Origin of the sequence: Streptomyces sp. NPDC090445, assembly GCF_044769385.1 — a bacterium.
Lineage (GTDB): Bacteria > Actinomycetota > Actinomycetes > Streptomycetales > Streptomycetaceae > Streptomyces.
In genome coordinates this window covers 1-21,890 of the sequence record NZ_JBIVXV010000018.1, presented here as the reverse complement: position 1 = coordinate 21,890, position 21,890 = coordinate 1, and the positions used below count along the sequence as shown (strand labels likewise).

16 protein-coding genes are annotated in these 21,890 nt (G+C 74.0%); 10 read left to right on the top strand and 6 right to left on the bottom strand.

Translation table 11 applies throughout. The features are described 5' to 3' along the window. The first annotated feature begins 8 nt into the window (after positions 1-8). The 4 genes from ACIQUT_RS27505 (at position 9) to ACIQUT_RS27490 (ending at position 3,913) form a co-directional block, all read left to right on the top strand. Positions 9-236 (top strand): hypothetical protein, encoded by a 228-nt coding sequence (locus tag ACIQUT_RS27505; protein WP_179178012.1) that lies wholly within the window; start codon positions 9-11, stop codon positions 234-236. A gap of 148 nt (positions 237-384) precedes the next feature. Then, positions 385-1,836 (top strand): flotillin family protein, encoded by a 1,452-nt coding sequence (locus tag ACIQUT_RS27500; RefSeq protein WP_403566546.1) that lies wholly within the window; start codon positions 385-387, stop codon positions 1,834-1,836. A 249-nt stretch (positions 1,837-2,085) separates the two neighbouring features. Beyond that, positions 2,086-2,649: an RNA 2',3'-cyclic phosphodiesterase gene (gene thpR / locus ACIQUT_RS27495; protein WP_403566544.1), complete on the top strand. Its 564-nt coding sequence runs from the start codon at positions 2,086-2,088 to the stop codon at positions 2,647-2,649. A gap of 274 nt (positions 2,650-2,923) precedes the next feature. Next, positions 2,924-3,913: an aldo/keto reductase gene (locus tag ACIQUT_RS27490; protein ID WP_403566542.1), complete on the top strand. Its 990-nt coding sequence runs from the start codon at positions 2,924-2,926 to the stop codon at positions 3,911-3,913. A gap of 97 nt (positions 3,914-4,010) precedes the next feature. Here the strand turns inward: ACIQUT_RS27490 and ACIQUT_RS27485 are convergent, their stop codons facing one another. Next, complete coding sequence (locus ACIQUT_RS27485) at positions 4,011-4,703, bottom strand: GDSL-type esterase/lipase family protein (protein ID WP_403566540.1); 693 nt, start codon at positions 4,701-4,703, stop codon at positions 4,011-4,013. Positions 4,704-4,779: 76 nt separating this feature from the next. Here ACIQUT_RS27485 and ACIQUT_RS27480 point away from each other — a divergent pair, with 76 nt between their 5' ends. Next, the gene (locus tag ACIQUT_RS27480) at positions 4,780-5,820 is read left to right on the top strand and encodes a WD40 repeat domain-containing protein (RefSeq protein ID WP_403566538.1); all 1,041 of its coding nucleotides are present in this window, start codon (positions 4,780-4,782) and stop codon (positions 5,818-5,820) included. Between the two features lie 301 nt (positions 5,821-6,121). On the opposite strand, the gene ACIQUT_RS27475 is transcribed toward ACIQUT_RS27480, so the two are convergent. Together ACIQUT_RS27475 and ACIQUT_RS27470 are read right to left on the bottom strand one after the other, a co-directional pair. Next, the gene (locus ACIQUT_RS27475; RefSeq protein ID WP_403566537.1) at positions 6,122-7,528 is read right to left on the bottom strand and encodes an MFS transporter; all 1,407 of its coding nucleotides are present in this window, start codon (positions 7,526-7,528) and stop codon (positions 6,122-6,124) included. 25 nt (positions 7,529-7,553) lie between these two features. Further along, complete coding sequence (locus ACIQUT_RS27470; protein ID WP_403566535.1) at positions 7,554-7,991, bottom strand: MarR family winged helix-turn-helix transcriptional regulator; 438 nt, start codon at positions 7,989-7,991, stop codon at positions 7,554-7,556. Positions 7,992-8,225: 234 nt separating this feature from the next. On the opposite strand from ACIQUT_RS27470, the gene ACIQUT_RS27465 reads away from it, so the two are divergent. Continuing rightward, complete coding sequence (locus tag ACIQUT_RS27465; protein ID WP_403566533.1) at positions 8,226-8,408, top strand: ribbon-helix-helix protein, CopG family; 183 nt, start codon at positions 8,226-8,228, stop codon at positions 8,406-8,408. Here ACIQUT_RS27465 and ACIQUT_RS27460 read toward each other — a convergent pair. Then, a complete protein-coding gene (locus ACIQUT_RS27460; protein WP_403566531.1) occupies positions 8,401-9,861 on the bottom strand; it encodes an NCS2 family permease in 1,461 nt (486 codons plus the stop codon). The two genes, ACIQUT_RS27465 and ACIQUT_RS27460, sit on opposite strands and share 8 nt — an antisense overlap. 161 nt (positions 9,862-10,022) lie before the next feature. Between ACIQUT_RS27460 and ACIQUT_RS27455 the strand changes: the two genes are divergently transcribed. Together ACIQUT_RS27455 and ACIQUT_RS27450 are read left to right on the top strand one after the other, a co-directional pair. Further along, positions 10,023-10,307 (top strand): DUF2530 domain-containing protein, encoded by a 285-nt coding sequence (locus ACIQUT_RS27455; protein ID WP_403566529.1) that lies wholly within the window; start codon positions 10,023-10,025, stop codon positions 10,305-10,307. Between the two features lie 137 nt (positions 10,308-10,444). Further along, positions 10,445-12,880, top strand: coding sequence for an HAD-IC family P-type ATPase (locus ACIQUT_RS27450; protein ID WP_403566527.1), 2,436 nt, complete (start codon positions 10,445-10,447; stop codon positions 12,878-12,880). A 108-nt stretch (positions 12,881-12,988) separates the two neighbouring features. Here the strand turns inward: ACIQUT_RS27450 and ACIQUT_RS27445 are convergent, their stop codons facing one another. Both ACIQUT_RS27445 and serC read right to left on the bottom strand, forming a co-directional pair. After that, positions 12,989-16,198, bottom strand: coding sequence for a sacsin N-terminal ATP-binding-like domain-containing protein (locus ACIQUT_RS27445; RefSeq protein WP_403566526.1), 3,210 nt, complete (start codon positions 16,196-16,198; stop codon positions 12,989-12,991). Between the two features lie 107 nt (positions 16,199-16,305). After that, on the bottom strand, positions 16,306-17,424 hold the full coding sequence (gene serC, locus ACIQUT_RS27440) for a phosphoserine transaminase (protein WP_403566525.1): 1,119 nt from the start codon (positions 17,422-17,424) through the stop codon (positions 16,306-16,308). 174 nt (positions 17,425-17,598) lie between these two features. Between serC and ACIQUT_RS27435 the strand changes: the two genes are divergently transcribed. Together ACIQUT_RS27435 and ACIQUT_RS27430 are read left to right on the top strand one after the other, a co-directional pair. Next, positions 17,599-20,463: an FAD-binding and (Fe-S)-binding domain-containing protein gene (locus ACIQUT_RS27435; RefSeq protein WP_403566744.1), complete on the top strand. Its 2,865-nt coding sequence runs from the start codon at positions 17,599-17,601 to the stop codon at positions 20,461-20,463. Between the two features lie 67 nt (positions 20,464-20,530). After that, positions 20,531-21,481 (top strand): EamA family transporter, encoded by a 951-nt coding sequence (locus ACIQUT_RS27430; protein WP_403566524.1) that lies wholly within the window; start codon positions 20,531-20,533, stop codon positions 21,479-21,481. Positions 21,482-21,890 lie beyond the last annotated feature (409 nt).

Below are 21,890 nucleotides of genomic sequence, written 5' to 3'. Positions count from 1 at the left end.
TGGGGGACATGGCGGGGGACGAGGAACGCGGCATGGTCGGGCGCGAAGGCCGCGTCACCGGCACGGTCGGGCCCGGCCTCGTGGGCGAGGTCATCGTGCGGATCCGGGGCGGTGCCGAGCACTTCCTCGCGTACCCGGCACCCGGGACGCGCCGGCTGCCGGTCGGCACGATGGTCACGGTGGTCGAGTACCAGCCGCCGCGCACCGTGTACGTGATGGCGGCATACGGAAATTGAGCGCGCACCAGGGCAACGCCCTTTGCGGCTCTGTGTGACTCCGTATCAAGACGGCGACAACACCGCGCAGACCCCTTCTGCCCCGAGCCGGCGCGGGCGCACACTCGCACCCTCGGCAGTGCCGAACGGCACTGCGCCAAGGGGGGAGTTGCCGATGCACATCGGCGTCATCGCAGGAATCGCCCTCGCTGCCGTCCTTGCCCTGATCGGCCTGTTCAAGCTCATGTGGCGGGTGGCCGAACCCAACGAGGCACTGGTCATCTCCGGTTCGGCGCACAAGACCGAAGGCCTCGGCGACGGCATGGGGTTCCGGATCGTCACCGGGCGCGGAACACTGGTCGTTCCGGGCGTCCAGGCGGTGCGGAAACTGTCGCTCGACCTGAACGAGACGCAGCTGTCCGTGGACTGCGTCACCCACCAGGGCATCCCACTGCGGGTGAAAGGCGTGGTGATCTTCAAGATCGGCGACGACCTGGTGTCCATCGCCAACGCCGCACGCCGCTTCCTGGACCAGCAGAAGATCATGCCGGAGCGGGTCCACATCGTCTTCGCCGGCCATCTGCGCGCCATCGTCGGCGGGTTGACCGTCGAGGACATGATCCGCGACCGGGAGAAACTGACCGGGCAGACCCGGGCCGCCTGCGGAACGGAGATGGAGAAACTCGGCCTGATCGTCGACTCGCTGCAGATCCACGAGATCGAGGACCCGACCGGCTACATCAAGAACCTGGCCATGCCGCACGCCGCCGCCGTACAGCGGGACGCGCGCATCGCCCAGGCCGAGGCGAACCGGCTCGCGACCGAAGCCGAACAGACCGCCTCCGCGCGGATGGCAGAGGCCACCCGCGACAGCGAGATCCTGCAGGCCGGCTACCAGGCCGAACGGGACAAGGCCGCCGCCACCGCCCGGCAGGCCGGCCCGCTGTCGGAGGCAGCCGCCCGGCAGGAGGTCGTCGTCCAGGAGACACGCGTCGCAGAGCTGGAGGCGTACCGGCGCGAGCAGCAACTCCAGGCCGACGTCCGCAAGCCGGCCGACGCGGCGGCGTACGAGATGCGGACCCGCGCCGAAGCGGAACGCGACGCCCGCATCTCCGCGGCCCAGGCGCAGGCGCGGGAAACCGAACTGGCGGCGGCCGCGGAGGCCACACGGGTGACGACCGCGGCCAAGGCGGACGCGGCCGCGACCGAGGCGCGGGGCATGGCGGCGGCGAAGGCGACCCGGGTCACGGGTGAGGCGGAAGCCGCCGCGACGGAGGCGAAAGGCCTCGCGGAGGCGGCGTCCGCCCGGGCGAAAGGCCTCGCCGAGGCCGAGGGGATCAAGGCGCGGGCCGCCGCGCTGGCGGAGAACCAGGAGGCCGTCGTCGCCCAGCAGCTCGCCGAGAACTGGCCGGCGATCGTGCAGGCGGGCGCCGGAGCGTTCGAGAAGGTGGACCACATGGTCCTGCTGAACGGGGCCGAGGGCATGTCGGAGATGTTCACGAAGGCCCTGACCATGGGCGGCGCCGGGCTCGGCCTGGCCCGCCAGCTCCTGACCACGATGACCCCGCCCCCGCCGGCGGACCCGACCCCGCCGACCTCCGTCCCCATCGCCGACGCCTGACCCCGGGGCAGCCGCCCACCACTGCTCCGCCGCGGCCCGCAGCCGACCAGCGGCGGTCCGCGGGCAGAGCGGGACCGGCCCGGGCCGGGGCGGGGCCAACGGGCCGGGGCGGGGCCAACGGGCCGGGGCGGGGCCAACGGGCCGGGGCGGGGCCAACGGGGCCGCGGGCGGGCCCGGGGTGGGCCGGGCCGGCGGGACCCCCGGCGCGGGGGTGTGCCGGGGCGGTGGGGGTGTGTCTACGCTCAAGACATGAGGCTCTTCGCCGCCGTCATCCCACCCCCCACCGTCCTGGAAGAACTCCGCCGGGCCGTGGACCCCCTCCGCGACCGCCGCCTCCGCTGGACCGCGGAGCCGGCCTGGCACTTCACCCTCGCTTTCATGGGCGAGGTCCGCGACGAGCTCCTCCCGGACCTCCACGCCCGCCTGGCCCGCGCCGCGCACCGCACGGACGCGTTCCCGCTCCGCCTCCACGGCGTCGGCCATTTCGGCAACCGCACCCTGTGGACCGGCGCCGCCGGCGGGATCGACACGATGCGGCTGCTGGCCGAGCGGGCCGATGCGGCGGCCCGCCGGGCGGGCGTGCCGATGGAGGAGCACCGCCGGTACACCGCCCACCTCACGCTGGCCCGCGGCTACGGCACCACCCCGATGCGCCCGTATCTGGACGCCCTCGCCGGCTTCGAGGGCACGCCCTGGCAGGTCACGGAGCTCAGCCTGGTCCGCAGCAACCTGCCGGTGGGCGGGGTGCCGGGGGAGCGTCCCCGCTACGAGGTCGTCGGGGCCTGGCCCCTGGGCGGGGCTCCCGCCGACTGACCCCGCCGCCCGCTGCCGCCCCCTCCGTGCGGGGAGCGGCGGCGGTCGCGTTACGCTCGACGGGTGGATCCCAAGACCCGTAACCGTGTGATGGCCGGTGTGCTCGTGCTGATGTTCGTCGTCGTGGCCGTGGCGGCCGCCGTCGGTCAGTAGCCGGCGGCCCCGGCAGCGCCTCCGAGCGGCACGGGCGCGACGGTGCGCGCTGTCGTGTGAACGGGTGGCTTCGGGGGCGGCTCTTGCCTGGAGTGGGCTCGAAGCAGTTGGCTTGTGCCCCATGAAGTACACGCAGCTCGGACGCACCGGACTCAAGGTCAGCCGACTCGTCCTCGGCACGATGAACTTCGGTCCGCAGACAGACGAACCGACCAGTCACGCCATCCTGGATGCCGCGCTCGACGCAGGTCTGAACTTCGTGGACACGGCCAACGTGTATGGCTGGGGTGCGAACAAGGGCCGTACCGAGGAGATCATCGGTACCTGGTTCGCCCAGGGCGGCGGCCGGCGCGAGAAGACGGTCCTCGCCACCAAGGTCTACGCTTCCATGTCCCGTGAGGGCGACACCTGGCCCAACGAGGACCGGCTGTCGGCGCTGAACATCCGACGCGCCGTCGAGGCCAGCCTCAAGCGGCTCCAGACCGACTACATCGACCTCTACCAGTTCCACCACATCGACCGCCGGACCCCCTTCGAGGAGATCTGGCAGGCCGTCGACGTGCTGATCCAGCAGGGCAAGATCCTCTACGCGGGCTCGTCCAACTTCCCCGGCTACAAGATCGCCCAGGCCAACGAGACGGCCGCCCGCCGCGGCATGGTCGGCCTGGTCAGCGAGCAGTGCCTGTACAACCTCGCCGAGCGGCGCGCCGAGATGGAGGTCATCCCGGCGGCCCGGGAGTACGGCCTCGGGGTCATCCCCTGGTCCCCGCTCCACGGAGGCCTGCTCGGCGGCGTCATCAAGAAGGAGGTCGAGGGCGGCCGGCGCGCCGAGGGCCGCTCGGCGGACGCGCTGGCCAACAGCTCCGTACGGGCCCAGGTGCAGGCGTACGAGGACCTCCTCGACAAGCACGGCCTGGAGCCCGGCGAGACCGCCCTGGCCTGGCTGCTGACCCGGCCCGGCGTCACCGGCCCGATCGTCGGCCCGCGCACGGCCGGGCAGCTGGAGAGCGCGCTGCGCGCGCTGGAGCTGGAGCTGAGCGAGGAGGTGCTGGCCGGGCTGGACGAGGTCTTCCCCGGACCGGGGCCGTCCCCGGAGGCCTTCGCCTGGTGATCCGGCGGTGCATCGGCCGTCGCCCCTTCCCGTTCCCGTGGGGGCGGCGGCCCTCGCGTCACGTCACACAGGCGAAGGGCGTGCTGCGGGCGGGCCGTTAAGCCGGGCCCGCGGGGCGGTAGGGGCCGCCGATGCCCCAGGCCTGGTGCAGGACGGCCGCGAACTCCCCGGCCAGGCGGTGCTCGCCGGAGGCGTTGGGGTGGGTGCCGTCGTAGGTGTCGCGGTGGATGTCGTACGCGTCCGGGCGCGCTCCGAGCAGGATCGGCGAGGCGTCGGTGGACAGGTCGGCGACGGCCTTGGCGAGGAGCTCGTTGAACCGGGCGACCTCGGCGGCGAAGAACTCGTCCTCCTCGGCCCGGCTGTTCGGTATCACCGGCAGCAGGACCATCCGTATGCCGGGGCGGGCGGCGCGCGCCCCGGCGACGAAACGCCGCATGTTGGCGGCGGTTTCCTCGGCGCCGGTGTAGAAGCCGAGGTCGATGAGGCCGAGGGAGACGAGCAGGACGTCGGCCCGGTCGGCGGCGACGGCGGGGCCGATGACGGGCGCCATGTGCTGCCAGCCCTCGCCCCAGCCGGCGAGGTGGCGGCGGGCGCGTTCGGGGAAGCCGGGGTCGGCGTACGCGTGGCTGGTCGGCGTGTCCGTGTGGGTGTCGTACAGCTCGCAGCGCGGGCCGACGATCCGGTACGGGCCGCCGAGGGTGGCGTTGAGGTGCTGCCACATCCGGTAGCGCCAGGTGTAGTCGCCGGCGCGTCCGATGGTCATGGAGTCGCCGACGAACATGAAACGCATCCGGTCATCATCGCGGATCACACGCCGGACGCCCCTGTGACGCCGGACACGCGGGCCCCTTTGGCAGGCTGGGTGCATGCGCCTGTCGTTGCCGTCGTCATTCACTCCCGCTGCTGCCGCTGCTGCCGCCGTTCTCATCGCGCTGCTGCCGTCCGGCGCGGCTGCCGCGCCCACCCCCGCGCCGGCGCCCGCGCCCGCGCCGACCGGGTTCACCCTCACCGATCCGCGGATCAAGGAGTCGAGCGGGCTGGCGGCGAGCCGGAGCCATCCCGGCGTGTACTGGACGCACAACGACAGCGACGACGGCCCGTACGTGTACGCGGTGGACTCCGCGACCGGGAAGACCGTGGCGCGCTTGACGCTGACCGGCACCGGCAAACCGCGCGACGTCGAGGCGGTCTCGGTGGGGCCCGACGGGAAGGTGTACGTCGCCGACATCGGCGACAACCGCAACGGCACCTGGGACCACGTGTGGATCTACCGCTTCCCGGAGCCGAAGCAGCTGGCCGACGCCACGGTCGAGGCGGAGCAGTTCACGGTGAAGTACGCCGACGGGCCGCGCAACGCGGAGGCGCTGATGGTGCATCCGGTGACCGGCCGGGTGTACATCGCGAGCAAGAGCGAGGACAAGGGCGGGCTGTACGAGGGCCCGGAGCGGCTGACCGCGTCGGGGACGAACGTGTTCCGGCGGGTGGCGGACGTGCCGTGGGTGACGGACGGGGCGTTCTCGCCGGACGGCACCCGGCTCACGCTGCGCGGCTACTTCTTCGCGCGGACGTACCCGTGGAAGGACGGGCGGCCGGAAGGCGAGGGCGAGCGGGTGGACGCGCCCTGGCAGGGCCAGGCGGAGTCGGTGACGTACTCGCCGGACGGGTCGACGCTGCTGTTCGGGGCGGAGGGGGAGGGGAGCCGGGTGGTCGCGGTGCCGGTGAAGCCGGCGGCGGGGGGCCCGGCCGGGTCCCCCGGGCCGGCGGCCCCGAGCCCTCCGGCGGGTGCGGTGGCTGCCCCGCCGGGTGAGGGGGGCGGCGGTTTCACCAAGGGAGCGGCGGTCCTGGTGCTGGGCACGCTCGTGGTCCTGGCGGCCAAGCGTCTGCTCCGCCGCCGCCCTTCCTCCTGACGGCCCCGGGGCCGCCCGCCGACACCCGCCCGCGCAGTTCCCCGCGCCCCTGGAGGGGGCCGCCCCCCTCGGCGCGACGGGTGCGGGTCGCCTGTGGCTGTTCGCGCAGTTCCCCGCGCCCCTGGCGGGGCCGTCTCCCCGGCGCGACATGTGCGGGTCGCTTGTGGTTGGTCGCGCAGTTCCCCGCGCTACTGGGGGCATTGGCCGGCCCGAGGTGCGGAGGCCCCGGCTCTGTTGTGAGCTGCCGGGCCGGGGGCTCCCGCTCAGGGGCGCGGGGAACTGCGCGAGGCCGGAGTGGTGGCTAGGCGGCCCTGACCAGGGCGGGGCTGCCCGGCCGGGACGGGACGAAGGTCACTCCGTGGCGGCTGACGCTCAGCCGGAGGTTGCCGACCCGGGACAGGACCACCGCGATACCGGCTGCCGCGGCCAGCGACACGGCCCCGCCGGCGGCCATGCCGATCCGCGGTCCGTACGTGTCGGTGACCCAGCCGACCAGCGGTGCGCCGATCGGGGTGCCGCCGGTGAACACCATCATGTACAGGGCCATCACCCGGCCCCGCATCTCGGGGTCGGTGGCGGTCTGGACGCTCGCGTTGGAGGTGACGTTGACCGTCAGCCCGAACATCCCGATCGGCACGAGCAGCGCGGCGAACAGCCAGAAGCCGGGCGTGAACGCGGCCACGACCTCCAGGACGGAGAACAGGACCGCCGCCGCGACCAGCAGCCGCAGCCGCGAGGCCCCGCGCCGCGCCGCGAGCAGGGCTCCGGCCAGGGAGCCGGCCGCGAGCAGGGTGTTGAGGAACCCGTACGTGCCCGCGCCCCCGTGGAAGACGTCGCCGACGAAGGCCGACAGCCAGATCGGGAAGTTGAAGCCGAAGGTCCCGATGAACCCGACGAGCACGATCGGCCAGACCAGCTCGGGGCGTCCGGCGACGTAGCGCAGGCCCTCCCGCAGCTGGCCCTTGGCGCGCGGCTGCGGCCGGACCGGGTGCAGTTCGGCGGTCCGCATGAGCAGCAGGCCGGCGACGGGGGCGGCGAAGGACAGCCCGTTCAGCAGGAACGCCCAGCCGGAGCCGACGGCGGTGATCAGCACACCGGCGAGGGCCGGGCCGACCAGCCGCGCGGACTGGAAGTTGGCGGAGTTCAGGCTGACGGCGTTGGCGAGCTGTGCGGGGCCGACCATCTCGGAGACGAAGGTCTGCCGGGCGGGGTTGTCGACGACCGTGATGAGGCCGAGCAGGAGCGCGGCCACGTACACGTGCCAGACCTGGACGTGTCCGGCGAGGGTGAGCGCGGCCAGTGCGACGCCGGTCAGGCCCATCAGGCTCTGGGTGGCGATCAGCAGCGGCCGCTTCGGCAGCCGGTCGGCGAGGACGCCTCCGTAGAGGCCGAGGACCAGCATCGGCAGGAACTGCAGCGCGATGGTGATGCCGACGGCGGAGGCCGAGCCGGTGAGGGACAGGACCAGCCAGTCCTGGGCGATGCGCTGCATCCAGGTGCCGGTGTTCGAGACGGCCTGTCCCGTGGCGAAGAGCCGGTAGTTCCGGATCTTCAGCGAGCCGAACATCGAGTTCCGTGAGGTTCTCGGGGCCCGGCCCGCGGCGCGAGCGGTGCGAGCGGTGCCCGCAGTGCGCGTGGTGCTCGCGGTGCGCGTGGTAGGGGTGGGTGTATGGCCGGGTGCGGAGGATGCTCCGTTTCCCGTACTCAAGGGCGTTCGCCTCCTGGCGTGGTTCCTATAGGTGGGCGAGCTTTTCGAGGACGGGCGCGGCTGCGCGCAGCTTGGCCCATTCGTCCTCGGTGAGCCCGGCCGCGAGCCCGGCCAGGAAGGCGTTGCGCTTGCGGCGGCTCTCTTCGAGCATCGCCTCGGCTTCTTCCGTCTGGCTGACCACCTTCTGGCGGCGGTCGTCGGGGTGCGGTTCCAGCTTGACCAGTCCCTTTGCCTCCAGCAACGCGACGATGCGCGTCATGGACGGCGGCTGGACGTGCTCACGGCGGGCGAGTTCGCCCGGGGTGGCCCGGCCGCACCGGGCGAGGGTGCCGAGGACCGACATCTCGGTCGGGCTCAGCGATTCGTCGACGCGCTGGTGCTTCAGGCGTCGGCCCAGCCGCATGACGGCGGAGCGCAGGTCGTTCACGGCGGCGGCATCGTCGCCATGGGTGAGGTCAAGCATGTCTTTAGAATAACTCATTACTCTGGCTAAGTAACAACGGTTTATCGTCGGGCCCCGTCGCGGCCGCGTCGTGTCCCTGTCACGCCCGCATTGCGCCCGCATCGTGCTCGCGTCGCGCCGGCGTCACGCACGCGTCTCCCGACACTCGTACGCGTCACCCGACCATCACTCGTACGGGTGAGGAAGCCGGGAAAAGCGACACGCGGCCACGCCCTGTGCCAGGACTCTGTCCGCATGGGGACACAGGTGCTCAGCATGCGCATAGACGGGGAGCTGCTCGACCGCCTCCGTATCCACGCCGCCAAACGCGGAATGAGCGTCCAGGACTATGTCGTCCGGACGCTCATTCGCAGTGACTTCGACGAGCGCTTCAAGGCGGCCGTCGACGAGACGGAGAAGTTTTACGGGGTCACATGAGGCCCAGGGCGGGCATCGCGTAGTAGAAGAGGAACACCGCCGAGACCGCGTACATGGCCGCGGGGACCTCCCGGCCCCGGCCGGTCGCCAGCCGCAGCGCGCTGAAGGCGATGAAGCCGATGCCGATGCCGTTGGTGATCGAGTAGGTGAACGGCATCATCACCATGGCCAGGAAGGCCGGGACGGCGATGGTGAAGTCGCTCCAGTCGATGTCCTTCACCGAGCCCGCGAGGATCAGGAAGCCGACCGCCACCAGGGCGGGGGTGGCCGCCTGGGACGGGACCATCGTGGCGAGCGGGGTGAGGAACAGGGCCACGGCGAAGAGGCCGCCCGTGACCACGTTGGCCAGGCCCGTGCGGGCGCCCTCGCCGACGCCGGCCGTGGACTCCACGAAGCAGGTGGTGGCGGAGGAGGAGGTCGCGCCGCCGGAGGCGACGGCCAGGCCGTCCACGAGCAGGACCTTGTTGATGCCGGGGAAGGTGCCGTCCTTCTCGATCAGCTTGGCCTCGTCGCCGACGCCGAGGATCGTGCCCATCGCGTCGAAGAAGCAGGACAGCAGCACGGTGAAGACGAACAGGCAGCCGGTCAGCAGGCCGACCTTGCCGAAGCCGCCGAACAGGCTGACCTGGCCGACGAGCCCGAAGTCGGGAGCGGCCACCGGGTTGCCGGGCCACTCCGGGACGGTCAGGCCCCAGCCGGCGGCGGGCAGCTTCAGCACGGCCTGGACGACGGCGGCGACCACGGTCATGGCCACGATGGAGATCAGGATCGCGCCGGGCACCTTGCGGATCAGCAGGGCGAGGGTCAGCAGCACGCCGACGGCGAAGACCAGCACGGGCCAGCCGTGCAGCTGGCCGCCGGTGCCGAGCTGGAGCGGCACGGTGGTGTGTGCGGCGTCCGGGATGCGGGTGACGAAGCCCGAGTCGACCAGGCCGATCAGCATGATGAACAGGCCGATGCCGATCGCGATGCCCTTGCGCAGGCCGAGCGGGACGGCGTTCATGACCCGCTCGCGCAGGCCGGTCGCGACCAGCAGCATCACGACGAAGCCGGCCAGGACCACCATGCCCATGGCGTCGGGCCAGCTCATGCGCGGGGCCAGCTGGAGGGCGACGACGGTGTTGACGCCGAGGCCGGCCGCCAGGGCGATCGGGACGTTGCCGATGACACCCATGAGGAGGGTGGTGAAGGCGGCCGTCAGGACGGTGGCGGTCACCAGCTGGCCGCCGTCGAGCTGGTGGCCGTACATGTCCTTCGCGCTGCCCAGGATGATCGGGTTCAGCACGATGATGTAGGCCATCGCGAAGAACGTGGCGAAACCGCCGCGGACCTCGCGGGCGACGGTCGAGCCGCGCTCGGTGATCTTGAAGAAGCGGTCCAGGCCCGACTGGGGGCCGGGGGCCGGGGGCTGCGCGGCCGGCGTGGTGGCCGGGGCGGGGGCCGACGTGCTCATGCGGTCCTCGGAAGCGGGAGCATTGGGATGTGGGAGTGCGGTTCGTATGATCGAACGATCAAAATGGGTCTGGCCCAGAACCGTTTCAGTATGAACACATGAACGAAAGCCCGTCCATCTCCGCGCGTAGACCTTGAATTCCGCCGCCTAGACTTGTGGGCATGGCGAAATGGACTGCGCAACACGAGGCTCCCGAGCCCTTGGAGGGCCCGGTCGTCGCGACCATCACCGGTGGCACGATCGTGTGGTTCGCCCTGTTCCTCGTCCAGCTCCCCTTCTACGGGTGGTTCGCCGACCGGGACCTGCTGTGGTGGGTCTGGTGCTGCGCCGCCGGCGGCGGCCTCGGCCTGATCGGCATCTGGTACGTCCGCGGCCGCGACGCCGCACTCAAGCGCCACGCCGCCGAGGCGGCCGGGCAGGCCGAGGCCGCACCGCACGCCGGATAGGGCACCCCGCACGCCGGATAGGGCGTGCCGCACGCCGGATAGGCATGTCGACCAGAGGACGATTTCCCTCATCCCGAAGTCGGATCTTCCCCCTTCTCGGCGGGTGAATGGCAGATTCCGCCTTTACCGTCGAAAACATGACGCAGCGGGCGAAGATCGATTCGAACGGTCCCGAGCCGGGCGCCGGACAGGCCCCCGGACCCCCGGCCGGCCATCCGCCCGCACCCCCGTTCAGGCCCGGCGGGCTGACCACCGCCGAGGTGGCCGAGCGCGTCGCGCGCGGAGCCGTCAACGACGTCCCCGTCCGCTCGTCCCGCTCCACCGCCGACATCGTCCGCGCGAACGTCTTCACCCGCTTCAACGCGATCATCGGCGTCCTGTGGGTCGTCATGCTGATCGTCGCACCGCTCCAGGACAGCCTCTTCGGCTACGTGATCCTTGCGAACACCGGCATCGGCATCATCCAGGAGCTCCGCGCCAAGAAGACCCTCGACAGCCTCGCCGTCATCGGCGAGGCCAGACCCAGCGTCCGCCGCGACGGACGCACCGCCGAGGTCTCCACCTCCGAGATCGTCCTGGACGACGTCATCGAGCTCGGTCCGGGCGACAAGGTCGTCGTCGACGGGGTCGTCGGCGAGGCCGACGGCCTGGAGATCGACGAGTCCCTGCTGACCGGCGAGGCCGACCCGGTCCTCAAGAAGCCCGGCGACCCGGTGATGTCCGGGTCCTTCGTCGTCGCCGGCGGCGGCGCCTTCACCGCCACCAAGGTCGGCCGCGAGGCCTACGCCGCACAGCTCGCCGAGGAGGCCACCCGCTTCACGCTGGTCCACTCGGAGCTGCGCTCCGGCATCTCCACCATCCTCAAGTACGTCACCTGGATGATGATCCCGACCTCCATCGGCCTCATCGTCAGCCAGCTGGTCGTCAAGGACAACAACCTCAAGGACTCCATCGCCCGGACCGTCGGCGGCATCGTCCCGATGATCCCCGAGGGCCTCGTCCTGCTGACCTCCGTGGCCTTCGCGATCGGCGTGATCCGGCTCGGCCGCCAGCAGTGCCTCGTGCAGGAGCTGCCCGCCATCGAGGGCCTCGCCCGCGTCGACGTCGTCTGCCTCGACAAGACCGGCACTCTCACCGAGGGCGGCATGGACGTCACCGAGCTGCGCCCGCTCGGCGGCGCGGAGCCCCCGTACGTCCGGCAGGTCCTCGGCGCGCTCGGCGAGTCCGACCCGCGCCCCAACGCCAGCCTCCAGGCGATCATCGACGCCTACCCGGACAGCGCGGACTGGCGCTGCACCGAGTCGCTGCCGTTCTCCTCCGCCCGCAAGTACAGCGGGGCCAGCTTCAGCGAGGGCGACGGGGAGAGCTCCACCTGGCTGCTCGGCGCCCCCGACGTGCTCCTGCCGACCGGCGACCCGGCCCTCGACGAGATCAACGAGCTGAACGAGCAGGGCCTGCGCGTCCTGCTGCTCGCCCGCGCCGCCCGCGAGCTCGACGACGACGCCGTCGCCGCCGGCGCCCGGCCGACCGCGCTGGTCGTCCTGGAGCAGCGGCTGCGCGCCGACGCCGCGGACACCCTGCGCTACTTCGAGGAGCAGAACGTCCGCGCGAAGGTGATCTCCGGCGACAACGCGGTGTCGGTCGGCGCGGTCGCCGGCAAGCTGGGCCTGCCCGGCGCGGAGGAGACCGTCGACGCGCGCCGGCTGCCCGCCGAGCAGGACGGGATGGCCGAGGAACTCGTCCGGAGCACGGTCTTCGGGCGGGTCACCCCGCAGCAGAAGCGGGACATGGTCGGCGCGCTGCAGTCCCGCGGCCACACGGTCGCCATGACCGGGGACGGCGTCAACGACGTGCTCGCCCTGAAGGACGCCGACATCGGCGTCGCCATGGGCTCGGGCTCCGAGGCCACCCGGGCCGTCGCCCAGATCGTCCTGCTCGACAACAGCTTCGCCACCCTGCCGTCGGTGGTCGCCGAGGGCCGCCGCGTCATCGGCAACATCACGCGCGTCGCCACCCTCTTCCTGACCAAGACCGTGTACTCGGTGCTGCTGGCGATCCTGGTGGTCTGCTGGCAGGTGGAGTACCCGTTCCTGCCGCGGCACCTGACGCTGCTGTCGACGCTCACCATCGGCGTCCCGGCGTTCTTCCTGGCCCTCGCCCCGAACAAGGAGCGGGCCAGGCCGCACTTCGTGCGCCGCGTGATGCGGTACGCGATCCCGGGCGGGGTGGTCGCGGCGGTCGCCACCTTCGCCACGTACCTGGTCGCCCGCCACCACTACACGGGCGCGGACGCCCTGAACGCCGAGACGAGCGCGGCGACGCTGACGCTGTTCCTGACCTCCATGTGGGTCCTGGCGATCATCGCCCGCCCGTACACGTGGTGGCGGCTCGCCCTGGTCGCGACGATGGGCGGGGCCTTCCTGCTGGTCCTGGTCGTCCCCTGGCTGCAGGACTTCTTCCAGCTGAAGCTGGTGGGCGCGCAGATGCCGTGGGCGGCGGTCGGCATCGCCGTGGCGGCGGCCGCCCTGATCGAAGTCACCTTCCGCTGGGTGGACCGCCGCTTCCCGGCGTGACCGGGCCCTGGCCGGGGCCGGACCGGGGTCCGGCCGGCCGCGGCACGAAACCGCGGGCCGGTGGGGGCCGGTCGCGCAGTTCCCCGCGCCCCTGAGAGCCGGGCCCGCTCAGTCGAACCAGCGGTCCCGTGCGAGTTCCGCCGTGCGGGAGGGGTCCTCCAGGAGGGCCGCGACCTCGAAGCGGCGCGGCCACTGGCCCGCCGACCAGGCCAGGCCCGCCGCCACGCCCTCCAGGGTGGAGGCGTGCAGCACCCCGTCCCGGGTGAGCCGCCAGTCGAGCTCGACGCCGCCCGCCACCAGCTCCTCGTGCTCCAGGTACGTGTGCGGGGTCGCCGGGCCCAGCAGGATCCGTACGGCCTCCGGGACCTCGTGCTCCTCGCCCGGCGTGGTGACCTCCGCCGGGACCGTTTCCGACAGCCGGCGTACCTGCAGCAGGTCGGCCAGGTCGGCCGCGCGGGCCGGGGCCACCGGCAGCAGCGGCAGGCCGGCCGTCAGCGGCAGCAGGTCCGGGGCGTCGGCGATCACCGCGTCGGGGGCGTCGACGACGACGAGCTCCCCGTCCGCTACGGCGCGCAGCTCGTCCGGGAGCGTGACCTGCTCGGGGTCCAGGTAGGCCAGGGCCCCGTACAGGGCGTGCAGCTGCCGGTCGGTGACCGGCCGCTCGGGGTCGGCGAGCCGGCCCAGCAGCTCCGCGGCGCCGCCGGGCTCGTCGAGGAGCGCGGCCACGGAGGTGCGGACGCCGAGGGCCCGCAGGACCTGCTCGTCCTGGAAGCCGGTGGCGTCCGCCGAGGTGTACAGGCCGGCGAGCAGCGGGTCGGTGCCCGCCGCGCGCAGCCCGGCGGGGCGGCGGCCGTCGAGCACGGGGTGGTCGCGCAGCCACCAGGCGGTGTACGGGCGCACGGACCGGGTGGTGCCGTCGGGCAGCAGGATCCGCACCGGCTGGGTGAGGGCGTCCCGCAGCGGCGGCTGGGCCAGCATGGCCAGGGCCTGCGGCCAGCAGTCGTCGTCGACGAGGTCGAGGTCGCGGACGGCGACGATCTCGGTGGCGACGGGCGGCAGCGGGGTGTCGGGGAGCTGGTCCAGGACGTCCTCGCACCACACGTCGACGGCGTCGAGGAGGCCCACGTCGTCGGGCTCGGCGTAGTCGCCGTCGCGGGGTTCGAGCTCGTCCGGGTCGAGGACGACGTCGGTGGCGCGGACCAGCTGGAAGCCGGCGAGGACCCCGCAGGCGGTCAGCGGCTGGGCGCCCCACCGGGCGGCGAGGTCGGCGTCGACGTACGGCACCTCGTCCTCGCGGATCACGGCGGCCAGCGGGGAGCCGGGCAGCAGCAGCTCGCCGGCCGGGGCGAGCTCCCCGTCCTCGTCGGGCAGGGCCAGCGCGCCCAGCCACGGCTCCTCGCCCGGGGCCAGGTCGGCGTCGCGGACCAGGCCCAGGACGACCTCGGCGAGCTCGTCGGCGTCCAGGGCGGCCTCGTCCTCGTCCCAGACCTCGCCCGCGTCGAGGGAGGCCGCCACCGCGGCCCGTACCTGCGGGGTCGTCAGGATCGCGCGGGGCGTGGCCGGGAGGGCGCCGAGCTTCTCCAGCAGCGGGTGCGCCGCGTCGGGGTGGGCCACCTTCAGGCCCAGCCGGGCCAGGTCCTTCGGGGTGTCCGCCTCGGGCAGCAGCACGTGGCGGGGGCCGATGGTGGTGCGGCCGTCGGCGAGCGGCACGGGCAGGCCGGAGAGCCGGTCCGGGTCGACGCCGGCCAGGGTGTCGTAGAGCCGGTGCCACCACTCGGGGGTGCGCTCGATGCCGGCGATCCGCTCGATGGCGTCACCCAGCGGCAGCCGGCCCACCCCGAGGGTGCGCAGCTCGGGGCGGCGCTCCAGCCCGGCGGGCAGCAGGGTCGGGAGCACCTCGGCGAGGACGCGTACGGTGTCGGCACCCGCGCCCTCGACGACCTCGGCCTCGAAGGGGCGCAGCGCGGCCCGCTCCCCGGGCTCGGCGGTGTCCCCGGCGGGGGCGGCGGGGGCGAGGAAGGCGGTGCGGGGGAGCCGCTGGAGGACGGCGGTGCGCAGGGCCCCGTCGAGCAGGCCCTTGCCGAGCGGCCCGGGGACGAGGTCCACGAGCGCGGGGGCCACGGGCTCCCAGGCGGCCAGCAGTTCGGCGTACGCGTCGGCGGCGCGCTCGACGAGGAAGTCGGTCAGCGGCCCGGGCGCGGGGTGCCGGCGGGCGGTGTCCAGCGGCAGGGTCGCGATGAGCAGGGCGGGGATGCCGAGGGGTTCGTCGGTCGGGGTCGGGGCGTGGACGACGGGGGCGGTGGCGGGGCGTACGGGCGCGCCCGCGGTGTCGACGGGCACGGCCCAGGACACGGTCCAGGAGGGCCGCAGCCGCTCCTCGACGGGCCGGTCGGCGAGCAGGGCGGGCTCGATGGGGCCGGTGTGGCGGACGGTGCGCCAGCGGCGGGTCTGCCCGGCGGTGCCGGCGGTGCCGGGGGCGCCGGGGGCGGCGACGGTGCCGGGAGCGGCGAGCGTGTCGGCGGCGTCGCGGGAGTCCTCGATGACGGTGTACGGGCCCTCGGCGGTGCGGCGCAGCGTACGGGTGCCCCCGGCCGGGGTGTCGACGGTGATCTCGTGCAGGCCGGGCAGGGTGAGCAGCAGCGCGTCGTCGATGCCGGCCAGCAGCCGCTGCACCAGGTCCTCGGCGGCGGGGTCGCGCAGCGGGAGGACGACGACGGTGTCGTACCCCTCGGGCGCGGTGCCCTCGGCGGGCAGCGGCAGGCGCAGCAGGGGGACGTGGCCGTCGCGGCGGCGCAGTTCGTCGCCGAGGCCGGGGCTGAAGGCGGCGGCCTCCCGGGCCAGCTCGCGGGCCTCGGCGAGGGACCAGCGCACGCCGCCGTGCCGGCCGAGGACGGCGGGCTCGTCGGACACGGCGAGGACGGCGGCGAAGCCGACGCCGAAGCGGCCGACGGTGTCGCCGGAGGCGGTGGACTCCCGCTTGGCGGAGGCGCGCAGGGTGCTCAGCGACTCGACGCCGGTGGCGTCGAGCGGGGCGCCGGTGTTGGCGGCGGCGAGGACCGGCGGTTCGCCGTTCCCGGCGTGCAGGGTCAGCCGGAGCCGGCCGGGCACGCCCGCGCGGGCGGCGGCGTCGGCGGCGTTCTGGGCGAGTTCGACGACGAGCCGGTCGCGGTAGCCGCCGAGGGCCAGATCCTCCTCGGCGTTGGCGTCCTCGCGGAAGCGGGAAGGCCCCGCCGCCCAGGAATCGATGACCCCGCGCCGCAGCCGGGCCGTGCCGAAGGGGTCCGTGCCGTCCTGCGCCGCCGTCACTCGCACGCTCACGCCGCTTCCTCCAAGAATTGCCGAGGTCTTGAAGGTATCGCGTGCGGCGCCCGCCCTCTCCCGACACCGGGGGCAGGGCGGGCGCCGCACGGATCAGAGGCTACGGATCAGAGGTTCTCGATGACGTGGTCGATGCAGGCGGTGAGGGCCTGCACGTCCGCCGGGTCGACCGCCGGGAACATCGCGACGCGCAGCTGGTTGCGGCCGAGCTTGCGGTACGGCTCGGTGTCCACGATGCCGTTGGCGCGCAGCACCTTGGCGACGGCGGCCGCGTCGATGTCGTCCGAGAAGTCGATCGTGCCGATGACGGAGGACCGCTTCTCGGCGTCCACGACGAACGGGGTCGCGTACTTCGACGCCTCCGCCCAGCCGTACAGGGTGCGCGCGCTGGCCGCCGTACGGGCGGTGGCCCACTCCAGGCCGCCCTGGCCGTTGATCCACTCCAGCTGCTGGTTCAGCAGGAAGAGGGTGGACAGCGACGGGGTGTTGTACGTCTGGTTCTTCAGCGAGTTGTCGATCGCCGTCGGCAGCGAGAAGAACTCCGGGATGTGCCGGCCGGACGCGTGGACGCGCGCCGCCCGCTCCAGGGCCGCCGGGGAGAACGCCGCGAGCCACAGGCCGCCTTCGGAGGCGAAGGACTTCTGCGGGGCGAAGTAGTAGACGTCGGTCTCGGTGATGTCGACGGGCAGGCCGCCGGCGCCGGAGGTCGCGTCCACGAGTACGAGCGAGCCGGCGTCGGCGCCCGCGACGCGCTTGATCGGCGCCGCGACACCCGTCGAGGTCTCGTTGTGGGTGTACGCGTACACGTCCACGCCCGCCTCGGCGACCGGGTCGGGGTGCGTGCCCGGCTCGGAGGAGATCACGGAGGGCTCGTCCAGCCACGGTGCGAGCTTGGCGGCCTTGGCGAACTTCGACGAGAACTCGCCGAACGTGAGGTGCTGGGACTTCCGCTCGATGAGACCGGCGGTCGCGATGTCCCAGAAGGCGGTGGAGCCGCCGTTGCCCAGGACCACCTCGTAGCCCTCGGGCAGCGAGAACAGGTCGCGGATGCCCTGGCGGACGGAGCCGACCAGGTTCTTGACCGGGGCCTGGCGGTGGGAGGTGCCGAGCAGGGAGGTACCGGTGGCGGCGAGGGCGTCCAGCGCCTCGATCCGCACCTTGGAGGGGCCCGCGCCGAAGCGTCCGTCGGCGGGCTTGATGTCAGCGGGAATCTGGATCTCAGCCACGAGCGGAGCGTATCGGGTCGGGGACGCCGAGCCGGAGGCGCGTCCACCCGATGAGACGGACGTGACCGGTGGGAAGGTGGGCAGGTGAGTGACTCCGGGGACCTCGAACGGACATTGCGGGACGGACTGAGCGGGGAGGTGGACTTCGGGGCCGCCGCACGGGCGTTGGTGACGATGGACGCCTCCAACTACCGGCGCGTCCCGCTCGGCGTGGTCGCCCCGCGCGACACCGCCGACGTGGCGGCCGCCCTGCGGATCTGCGCCGCGGCCGGGGTGCCCGTCGTGCCGCGCGGCGGGGGCACCTCCATCGCCGGACAGGCCACGGGGACGGGCGTGGTGCTGGACCTGACCCGGCATATGGACGCCCTCGTGTCCGTGGACCCCGCGGCCCGCACGGCCGTCGTCCGGCCCGGCCTGGTGCTCGGCCGGCTTCGGGAGGCGGTGCGCCCGTACGGGCTGACCTTCGGGCCGGACCCGTCCACCCACTCCCGCTGCACCCTCGGCGGCATGATCGGCAACAACGCGTGCGGGGCCCACTCGGTGGCCTGGGGCACCACCGCGGACAACGTGGCCGAGCTGGAGGTCGTCGCGTACGGGGGAGCCCTGCACCGGATCGGCACCGGCTGGGCAGGGGCTCCGGCGGGGCTGCGCGAACTGGTCGCGGGGAACCTGGAGGTGCTGCGGACGGGGATGGCGGGCGGCGGGCCGGGGAGCGCGGGCGGCGTGGGCGGGCCCGGGGTTCCCGGTGGCTCCGGCGGTCCCGGCGGTCCCGGCGGTCCCGGCGGGCTCGGTGGCTCCGGCGGTCCCGGCTTCACGCGGCGGATCTCCGGCTACGGGGGCCTCGACGCACTGCTGCCCGAGCGCGGCGTGCAGCTCGCCCGGGCCTTCTGCGGGAGCGAGGGCACCCTCGGCGTGGTCACCGAAGCGGTGGTCCGCCTCGTGGAGCCGCCGCCCGCACCCGCGCTCGCGGTGCTCGGCTACGCCGACGAGGGCGCGGCCGCCGACGCCGCGGCCGGCCTGCTGCCGCACGGGCCGCTGACGGTCGAGGGCATGGCCGAGGACCTGGTGCCCGGCAGCGCGGCGGGCCTGCCGCGCGGCCGGGCCTGGCTGTTCGCGGAGGCCCGGGACGAGGAGGCGGCCCGGGCGCTCGTCCGGGCGGCCGACGCGCTGGACGCGGCGGTCGTCACCGACCCGGCGGCGCAGCGGGCCCTGTGGCGGATCCGCGAGGACGCGGCCGGCACCGCGACCCGGCTGCCCGGGGGCGCGATGGCCTGGCCCGGCTGGGAGGACTGCGCGGTGCCGCCGCACCGCCTGGGCGCGTACCTGCGGGAGTTCCGCGCCCTGCTCGCCGCACACGGGCTGCGGGGCACCCCGTACGGGCACTTCGGCGAGGGCTGCGTGCACGTGCGCATCGACTTCGACCTGGTCACACCGGCGGGCGTGGGACGCTACCGGGCCTTCTCGGCGGAACTCGCCGACCTGGTGGTCGCGCACGGCGGCTCGCTGTCCGGGGAGCACGGGGACGGGCAGGCGCGGGCCGAGCTGCTGCCGAGGATGTACGGGCCGCAGGTGATCGACCTGTTCGGCGCGTACAAGGACGTGTGGGACCCGCAGGGCGGCATGAACCCGGGGATCCTGGTCCGCCCGGCCCGCCTGGACGAGAACCTGCGCTTCGAGGTGCTGCCCCGGACCGGGCCGGCGGGGGAGTTCGCCGCGGAGGTCGCCCGCTGCGTCGGCGTCGCCAAGTGCCGGACGGCCCGGCCGGGCGGCCCGGCGGTGATGTGCCCCTCGTACCGGGTCACGGGCGAGGAACGGCACTCCACCCGCGGCCGGGCCCGGCTGCTGCACGAGATGCTGGCCGGGGAACTGCTGACCGACGGCTGGCGCTCCGCGGAGGTCGCCGAGGCGCTGGACCTGTGCCTGGGCTGCAAGGGCTGCCTCAGCGACTGCCCGGTGGGCGTGGACATGGCCACGTACAAGGCGGAGTTCCTGCACCGCCACTGGGCGGGCCGCATCCGGCCCCTGGCCCACTACACGCTGGGCGGCCTGCCGGACTGGCTACGGTTCCTCGACCGGCTGCGCCTGACCCGCGCGGCCGGCGCCCTCACCCGGCTCCCCGGCGCGGCCCGCCTGGCCGGCCTGGACCCGCGCCGCCGCCTCCCGGCCCCGGCCGCGCAGCCGTTCAGCCGCTGGTGGCGGGGCCGCCCGGCCGCCACCCCGCCACCGGCCGGGGCGGGGGCCCGGGTGCTGCTGTGGCCCGACACGTTCACCGAGTACCTGGCACCCGGGGCCGGGCGGGCGGCGGTCGAGGTCCTGGAGGCGGCAGCACTCCGGGTGGACCTGGCGGGCACGGGCACGGGCACAGGCACAGGTACGGGCACAGGTACGGGTACGGGCACGGCGGGCTCGGGGGACGGGCGGGGAGCCCGGACCGGGCGGCGGGTGTGCTGCGGGCTGACGTACCTGTCCACCGGCCGCCTCGACCGGGCCCGGGCCGTGCTGCGCCGCACCCTCGACGCGGTGGGCGACACCGGGGACCCCGTCGTCGTCCTCGAACCCAGCTGCGCCGCGGCCCTGCGCACCGACCTGCCCGCCCTGCTGCCCGACGACCCCCGCGCGGCCCGCCTCGCCGCAGCCGTCCGCACCTTCGCCGAGGCCCTGGAGGAGTACGCCCCGCACTGGCGGCCGCCCCGCCTGGACCGCCCGGCGGCCGGGCAGACCCACTGCCACCAGCACGCGGTCCTCGGCGACACGGCCGACCGGCGGCTGCGCGAGCGGGCCGGGCTGACCGGCGGGCTCAGCGGCGGCTGCTGCGGCCTCGCCGGGAACTTCGGCTTCGAGCCGGGCCATTACGAGGTGTCCGCGGCGTGCGCCGAGGAGCAGCTGCTGCCGTCGCTGCGCCGGGCCCCGGAGCAGGCGGTGGTGCTGGCGGACGGGTTCTCCTGCCGGACGCAGATCGCGGAGCTGGCCGGGGTCCGGGCCCGGCACCTGGCGGAAGTGCTGGCCGAGGCCCTGCGGGAGCGGCCTTGGCAGGTGTGAGGGAGCGTAAGGGGCTGTAAGGCAGCACAAGCTGCGACGGTCCTTACGTACGCCTTAGTCTGGCCATATGTCCGCACCACCCGCCAGCACCCCCACCCCCACCCCCACTCCCACCCCCACTCCCGAGTCCACCGCGCTGACGCGCCCGCCCACCGGGACGACCGGCCGCCGTGCGCTCCTCGGCCCGGTCTCGCTGGTGATCGCCGCCGGTATCTCGGTGCAGTTCGGGGCCGCCCTCGCAGTCATGATCATGCCGAGGGCGGGCGCGGCCGGTGTGGTCACGCTGCGGCTGGCGGCCGCCGCGCTCGTGCTGCTGGTCCTGTGCCGCCCGCGGATCCGCGGCTACTCGCGGAGCGACTGGGGCACCGTCGTGGCCTTCGGCGTGGCCATGGCCGGCATGAACGGGCTCTTCTACCAGGCCGTCGACCGGATCCCGCTCGGCCCGGCCGTCACCCTGGAAGTGCTCGGCCCGCTCGTGCTGTCGGTCGTCGTCTCGCGCCGGCTGGTGAACCTGCTGTGGGCGGTCCTCGCCCTGGCCGGAGTCGCCCTCCTGGCCGGACACGGCGGGGCCGGCTTCGGCGGCCTCGACCCGCTGGGCGCGGCCTTCGCGCTCGGAGCGGGCGCGATGTGGGCGGCGTACATCGTCTTCAGCGCCCGGACCGGCCGCCGCTTCCCGCAGGCGGACGGGCTGGCCCTGGCCATGGCGGTCGCCGCGGTCATCTCGCTGCCGCTGGGCGTGGCCGAGGCCGGCTCCGCACTCCTGGTCCCCGGGACGCTCGCGCTCGGCGCGGCCGTCGCGGTCCTGTCCTCCGTACTGCCGTACACCCTGGAACTGCTGGCGCTGCGCAGGCTTCCCGCGCCGACCTTCGCGATCCTGATGAGCCTGGAGCCGGCGATCGCGGCCACGGCGGGCTTCCTCGTCCTCGACCAGGCCCTCTCGACACAGGACGCCCTGGCCATCGCCCTGGTCATCGCGGCCAGCATGGGCGCAGTCCGCTCCCAAACCAAGCCCACCTGACCCTCCCTGCCCGCCCCACCCCGTCCTGACATCCTCCCCGCTGCGCATCGGCACTTCCTGCCGCACGTTCGGAGCCGAGGCCAGTCAAAGTCCGGCCATGCCGCACGTTCGGAGCCGAGGTCCGGCAACATCCAGCCCCGCCGGCGTTTGAGGCGCGGGTCCGGGCAGAGCCCGGTGCCCGGCGGAGCCGGGTTCCCGAGGCCCCGCCCGACCGCACGGCGCCGCCAGGCCCGGGGTACCGCCCGGCCGGGGGGGTGCCCCTATCTGTTTGGTCAACCCGTCAGGGTCGCTTCGTGGGGGTTAATCCTGGTTTCCGGGAACGTCCCGCGAAGCGGGACGTTCCCGGCGGATCGGGTGCGTGATGGGCAGCCCGGCTGCCGGCAGGCCGGGCCGTGGCTGTGCCGGTGGG

Coding starts and splice junctions, on each gene's coding strand:
- ACIQUT_RS27505 (WP_179178012.1), top strand. CDS start 9: ATGGCGGGGGACGAGGAACGCGGCATGGTCGGGCGCGAAGGCCGCGTC.
- thpR (WP_403566544.1), top strand. CDS start 2,086: ATGAGGCTCTTCGCCGCCGTCATCCCACCCCCCACCGTCCTGGAAGAA.
- ACIQUT_RS27490 (WP_403566542.1), top strand. CDS start 2,924: ATGAAGTACACGCAGCTCGGACGCACCGGACTCAAGGTCAGCCGACTC.
- ACIQUT_RS27485 (WP_403566540.1), bottom strand. CDS start 4,703: ATGCGTTTCATGTTCGTCGGCGACTCCATGACCATCGGACGCGCCGGC.
- ACIQUT_RS27480 (WP_403566538.1), top strand. CDS start 4,780: ATGCGCCTGTCGTTGCCGTCGTCATTCACTCCCGCTGCTGCCGCTGCT.
- ACIQUT_RS27470 (WP_403566535.1), bottom strand. CDS start 7,991: ATGCTTGACCTCACCCATGGCGACGATGCCGCCGCCGTGAACGACCTG.
- ACIQUT_RS27465 (WP_403566533.1), top strand. CDS start 8,226: ATGGGGACACAGGTGCTCAGCATGCGCATAGACGGGGAGCTGCTCGAC.
- ACIQUT_RS27460 (WP_403566531.1), bottom strand. CDS start 9,861: ATGAGCACGTCGGCCCCCGCCCCGGCCACCACGCCGGCCGCGCAGCCC.
- ACIQUT_RS27455 (WP_403566529.1), top strand. CDS start 10,023: ATGGCGAAATGGACTGCGCAACACGAGGCTCCCGAGCCCTTGGAGGGC.
- ACIQUT_RS27450 (WP_403566527.1), top strand. CDS start 10,445: ATGACGCAGCGGGCGAAGATCGATTCGAACGGTCCCGAGCCGGGCGCC.
- ACIQUT_RS27435 (WP_403566744.1), top strand. CDS start 17,599: ATGGACGCCTCCAACTACCGGCGCGTCCCGCTCGGCGTGGTCGCCCCG.
- ACIQUT_RS27430 (WP_403566524.1), top strand. CDS start 20,531: ATGTCCGCACCACCCGCCAGCACCCCCACCCCCACCCCCACTCCCACC.